Consider the following 4,592-nt stretch of genomic DNA (forward strand, 5'->3'; position numbering starts at 1 on the left):
TCACCACGGCGGTGCCGTGGTGGACGGACTCGACTAAACCGTTGCGCACCACGTGCGCGACGACGGGGGCAGCGGTCCGGACATCGTAACGTGGGTGCACCGCCCCGCCCGGCTGTAGGCCGCCGGGCCCCCACCCGCGCGCGGGGGGCGGCCCTGCGGCATACTGCGGGACGTGTCTGAGCAGCCTCTTTCCGATGTCCTGACCGCTGCCCCTGTCGTCGCGCACGTGGTGCGCAACGGCTTCGTCGAGTCCGTCCACCACGGCACCGCCGTGGTGACCGGCCCGGACGGCGAAGTGCTCCTCGAGGTCGGCGACAGCAGCGGGCCGGTCCTGCCACGGTCGTCGAGCAAGCCGATCCAGGCCGTCGCCATGGTCCGCTCCGGGCTCGCGACCGACGGGCGGCTCCTCGCCCTCGGCTGCTCGAGCCACTCCGGCGAGGACTTCCACCTCGCCGGCGCACGCGAGATCCTCGGCGGCGCCGGCCTCACCGAGATGGACCTGCAGAACACCCCGGACTACCCCCTGGACGAGAAGGCGCGCATCGCTTGGGTCGCCGCCGGCCACCCCAAGCAGTCGATCGCCCAGAACTGCTCGGGCAAGCACTCGTCGATGCTGGCCACGTGTGTCGCCGCCGGTTGGGACACGGCGACCTACCGCGACCCGGAGCACCCCTTGCAGCAGGCCATCACGCAGGCAGTGCTCGACCTCACGGGCGGGCCGGTGAGCGCGGTCGCCATCGACGGCTGTGGCGCTCCGATCCACGCCGTCCCGCTGGTCGGGCTCGCCCGGGCGTTTGGCCGCATCGCGGGCGCGACCGACGGCCCCGAGGCGAAGGTGGCTCGGGCGATCTGCGAGTACCCCGAGTATCTGGGCGGCACGGACCGCGACGTCACGAAGCTGATCGCCGGGGTGCCGGGCCTCGTCGCGAAGGACGGCGCAGAGTCCGTGTATGCCGTCGGGCTGGCCGACGGCCGTGGCGTGGCGGTCAAGATCGCCGACGGTGGCGCACGGGCGCGGGGCCCGCTCCTCGCTGCGGTGCTGCGCCGCATCGGGGTGGACCAGGAGGAGGCGCTCGCCGCGCTCGAGCAGGAGCCGGTCCTCGGGCACGGCCAGCCCGTCGGTGCCGTGGTCCCGGTCGGGGTCTGAGCGGTGCGAGCCGTCCTCCAGCGCGTCACCTGCGCCAGGGTGGAGGTCGACGGCGAGGTGGTGGGGGAGATCTCCCGGCCGGGGCTGCTCGCCCTCGTCGGGGTCACCCACGGCGACGGGCCGGACGAGGTCGAGCGGATGACTCGCAAGATCGCCGAGCTGCGCATCCTGCGCGACGAGCAGAGCGTGACCGACACAGGGGCACCGGTGCTGGTCGTCAGCCAGTTCACCCTCCATGGCGACACCCGGAAGGGACGCCGGCCCTCGTGGAGCGCCGCGGCGCCGGGCCCTGTTGCCGAGCCGGTCATCGACGCGCTCGTCGCCGCGCTGCGGGACCGGGGGATCGAGGTGGCGACCGGCAGGTTCGGGGCGATGATGGCGGTCACCTCCACCAACGACGGGCCGTTCACGGTGCTCGTCGAGACGTGACCATGACGTGACAGGGCCAACTCCGCGAACCGGTCGTGCCGACAGGTCAGGCGGTTAGGCTGGGAGCATGTCGCTGTTCTTGGGGTTCCAGTCCTTGGTGCTCACGGTGCTCGGAGTTGCCGCCCTGGGCTGCGAGCTCTTCGCCTTCGTCGACGCCCTGCGTCACCCCGAGGCCGCCTATGCCGCCGCCGGCAAGCGGACCCGGACCTTCTGGCTCATCCTGACCGGTGTCGCGCTGCTCTTCGGCGTCGTCACCGTCTTCAACGTGATCTCACTGCCCGGCATCATCGCCTTCGTCGGCGCCGCGGTCTACCTCGCCGACGTCCGTCCCGCACTTCGCCACGTCAGAGGCATCGGCTCCGGTTCCAACCGACCGTGGTGACGCGCCCGCCGGGCGAGCTCTCGTCCGGCACACCAGCGGCGTGGGCGCCCCGAGTGCACCACGACGACCAAAATGAGGGGGAAGAATGACGGATCGACCGACCTCGGCCGTGACCACGCAGGAGCACGAGCACGACTCGACGCCGCGGCACCATCCGGACGACTACGACCTGGGTGACCGCAACCCCACGAATGACATCTTCGTCGCCGAGCGGCCTTGGGGCACCTTCCAGCAGTTCGTCTCCAACGAGCAGGTGACGGTCAAGATCATCACCGTGGGGCCGGGTCACCGGCTCTCGCTGCAGAAGCACGACCACCGGGGCGAGATGTGGCAGGTGCTCGACGTGCCGATCGACATCACCGTGGACGACCGGCACTGGGTCGCGCAGCCCGGCGAGACCGTATGGGTGCCGCGCGGCGCCCAGCACCGGATGGGCAACCCGGGCGACCAGCCGGGGCGGCTGCTCGAGGTCGCCTTCGGGCACTTCGACGAGAGCGACATCGAGCGCCTCGAGGACGACTACGCGCGCTGCCCCGACAACGGGCAGTAGAACCGCGCTTCCTGTTGCGCTTGCCGTCGCGAGGAGGCTTTCGACGGCGGTGGTTGGCGGCCACTGAGCCGCTCGGGCCTCAGGAGGCGGAGGCCACGGCAGACCAGGCCACGGTGATCTCCCCGAGGCGCCACCGGGAGGGACCGTCCAGCAGCGGCCAGTCGGACGCGACGGCCGAGGCCATGGACAGGAAGCGCTGCCGCACGCCGAAGGCCCCTTGGGGCGCCGCGCGGGCCCACGCCCGGTCGAGGTCCTGCAGGAAGGCGTGGACCGGCTCGCCGGGAACGTTGTGATGGATGAGTGCCTTTGGCAGGCGCTCCGCCACATCGGACGGTTGCTCCAGGCCCCGCAGCCGTAGCGAGACCGTGAGGCTCACCGGGCCGGACCGCTCGACGGCGACCCATGTCGCCCGGCGCCCGATCTCGTCGCACGTGCCGTCGACGAGCAGGCCCTCGTCGGTCAGCCGGTCCTGCACGAGGGCCCACGCCCCGGTCACCTCGCTCTCGTCGTACTGCCTCAGCACGTTGAAGGCGCGCACCACCGTCGGGCGGGCGCCGCGTTCGAGCGGGACCTCGAAGCCACCCAGCCGGAACCGGAGCCCCGGCCGCTCCAGCTCGCGCCCGGCCGCGACCCGCTCCGGGTCGATCTCGATGCCCACGACCTCGACGTCAGGCCGGACCCGGGCAAGCCGGTCATGCAGCTCGACGGCGGTGATGGGCGAGGCGCCGTAGCCGAGGTCGACGACCACGGGCGCCGAGCTCGACCTGCGCAGTCGCCAGGCCTGCGGTCCGGCGAGCCACCTGTCGCACCGCCGCAGCCGGTTGGGGTTCGTCGTGCCGCGGGTGATCGTGCCCACTGGTCGACTGCCCACGGGCCGAGCCTATGCCGTGGCCTATCGTCGGGGAGGTGGCGTCGTCCGGACGCCGCCCACCATCCCGACGAGGTGCGCGAGCCATGGCTGTGGCCGCGGGAATACCGCGAACGGGCCGAGTGCTGTGGCGAGTGAGCCCACCGCAGAGTGGTGAGAGGACGGTGTTCATGGCGACGGAGCCGCGACGCGTGGCGATGATCAGCGTCCACACCTCGCCCCTCGAGCAGCCGGGCACTGGCGACGCCGGCGGGATGAACGTCTATGTCGCCGAGACGGCGAAGCAGCTCGCGGCCAAGGGCATCGAGGTCGACATCTTCACCCGCCGCACCACGGCCGAGGTGCCCATCGATGTGGACCTCGTCCCCGGTGTCCGAGTGCGGCATGTGACCGCCGGTCCCTACGAGGGGCTCTCCAAGGACGACCTGCCGGGCCAGCTCTGCGCCTTCTCGGCCGGCACGATGCACGTCGGCCTCTCGGTGCCCGAGGACCACTACGACGTCGTCCACTCCCACTACTGGCTCTCCGGTCAGGTCGGCTGGCTCGCAGCCGACCGTTGGCGCGTCGCCCTCGTCCATTCGATGCACACCATGGCGCGCGTGAAGAACGGCCACCTCGCCGAGGGCGACAGCCCCGAGCCCCCGGGGCGCGAGATCGGCGAGGTGCAGGTCGTCGAGGCGGCCGACCGACTCGTGGCGAACACCGAGGACGAGGCACACGAGCTGGTTGAGCTGTATGCCGCACCGCTCGCGAAGGTGTCCGTCGTCCCTCCCGGCGTGGACCTCGCGACCTTCACGCCGGGCGACCGCGGGAAGGCCCGAGCAGAGCTGGGCCTGCCGCAGGACGCCGACCTGCTCCTCTTCGTCGGCCGGATCCAGCCGCTCAAGGCACCCGACGTCCTGCTCCGTGCCGTCCACCGGCTCGTCGAGCGGGACCCCGGGCGTCGCCGGACGCTGCAGGTCGCCGTCCTCGGCGGACCGAGCGGCAGCGGCCTCAGCCACCCGCACCAGCTCGAGGACCTGGCCGTCGAGCTCGGCATCGGAGAGCTCGTGCGCTTCGTCAAACCGGTCGCCCGACCGGTCCTCGCCGACTGGTACCGGGCGGCCGACCTCGTGGTCATGCCGAGCCACTCGGAGTCCTTCGGGCTCGTCGCCATCGAGGCCGAGGCCTGCGGCACGCCGGTCGTGGCCGCGGCCGTCGGTGGCCTGCCGACTGC

Annotated in this window: 6 protein-coding genes; 5 read left to right on the forward strand and 1 reads right to left on the reverse strand. The window is 72.1% G+C overall.

The window, feature by feature from the left end; all coding sequences use genetic code 11:
• Nucleotides 1-172 precede the first annotated feature (172 nt).
• The 4 genes from ACTHJJ_RS08540 (at nucleotide 173) to ACTHJJ_RS08555 (ending at nucleotide 2,508) form a co-directional block, all read left to right on the forward strand.
• Nucleotides 173-1,147 carry an asparaginase gene (locus ACTHJJ_RS08540; protein WP_440302517.1) on the forward strand — a complete coding sequence of 325 codons (975 nt, stop codon included), beginning with the start codon at nucleotides 173-175 and terminating at the stop codon, nucleotides 1,145-1,147.
• A gap of 3 nt (nucleotides 1,148-1,150) precedes the next feature.
• Nucleotides 1,151-1,576 carry a D-aminoacyl-tRNA deacylase gene (gene dtd / locus ACTHJJ_RS08545; protein WP_440302518.1) on the forward strand — a complete coding sequence of 142 codons (426 nt, stop codon included), beginning with the start codon at nucleotides 1,151-1,153 and terminating at the stop codon, nucleotides 1,574-1,576.
• 67 nt (nucleotides 1,577-1,643) lie between these two features.
• Nucleotides 1,644-1,958: a DUF2516 family protein gene (locus ACTHJJ_RS08550; protein ID WP_440302519.1), complete on the forward strand. Its 315-nt coding sequence runs from the start codon at nucleotides 1,644-1,646 to the stop codon at nucleotides 1,956-1,958.
• Between the two features lie 85 nt (nucleotides 1,959-2,043).
• The gene (locus tag ACTHJJ_RS08555; RefSeq protein WP_440302520.1) at nucleotides 2,044-2,508 is read left to right on the forward strand and encodes a phosphomannose isomerase type II C-terminal cupin domain; all 465 of its coding nucleotides are present in this window, start codon (nucleotides 2,044-2,046) and stop codon (nucleotides 2,506-2,508) included.
• Between the two features lie 79 nt (nucleotides 2,509-2,587).
• Here the strand turns inward: ACTHJJ_RS08555 and ACTHJJ_RS08560 are convergent, their stop codons facing one another.
• Nucleotides 2,588-3,379: a class I SAM-dependent methyltransferase gene (locus tag ACTHJJ_RS08560; RefSeq protein ID WP_440302521.1), complete on the reverse strand. Its 792-nt coding sequence runs from the start codon at nucleotides 3,377-3,379 to the stop codon at nucleotides 2,588-2,590.
• 167 nt (nucleotides 3,380-3,546) lie between these two features.
• Here ACTHJJ_RS08560 and mshA point away from each other — a divergent pair.
• The coding region (mshA, locus tag ACTHJJ_RS08565) for a D-inositol-3-phosphate glycosyltransferase (RefSeq protein WP_440302522.1) at nucleotides 3,547-4,592 on the forward strand (1,046 nt) is incomplete at its 3' end.

The organism is Intrasporangium sp. (assembly GCF_051961875.1).
GTDB lineage: Bacteria > Actinomycetota > Actinomycetes > Actinomycetales > Dermatophilaceae > Intrasporangium_A.